At 53.9% G+C, this 445-nt stretch carries 2 protein-coding genes; both read right to left on the bottom strand.

The features are described 5' to 3' along the window. Positions 1-198 (bottom strand): HGxxPAAW family protein (locus ACLFKU_RS44205; protein ID WP_410853452.1); only part of this gene is annotated, 198 nt, incomplete at its 3' end. A gap of 71 nt (positions 199-269) precedes the next feature. Further along, positions 270-437, bottom strand: a complete 168-nt coding sequence (locus ACLFKU_RS44200; RefSeq protein ID WP_410853453.1) for a Trp biosynthesis-associated membrane protein — start codon at positions 435-437, stop codon at positions 270-272. Positions 438-445 lie beyond the last annotated feature (8 nt).

Genomic DNA, 445 nt, shown 5'->3' with positions numbered 1-445 from the left:
GTTCACACCCCAGCCGGCTTTCGCGAGAACCCAACCCGCGATGAGACCGAGAAGCACGACACCTGCGCAGATCCAAACCATGATCGGCTGGTGAAGGAAGAAGAATACTGAACCAGCAGCGATGCCGATCAACATAATAATGACAGCGGTCCAGGCTGCTGGTGAATCGCCGTGACCGGGGTCGTTAGGGATGTCCAAAGTTCCTCCTGAAAGTTACGTGGTTACTAGTCTACTGGGTTGCTACCGACATGGCGAAACAGACATGCGAGCTATGGCAGGTTCTCACTGGGATCTTCGCCGTTGGAAAGCATGTCCCAGTCGCTTACACGGTCCGGTTCTGCAGAAACTGGAGCTTTGTCGGTCTCATATTTTCGACCGCCAGTTTTCCAGTTACGGCTTCGCAGCACAACAATGAGCCCCGCAATAATCGTGACCACGCCAGTTA

This window comes from Paraburkholderia sp. EG304 (assembly GCF_046543485.1).
Taxonomy (GTDB): domain Bacteria; phylum Pseudomonadota; class Gammaproteobacteria; order Burkholderiales; family Burkholderiaceae; genus Paraburkholderia; species Paraburkholderia youngii.
Note: the sequence above shows the minus strand (reverse complement) of the source record. Positions and strands in the feature narration are given on the sequence as shown.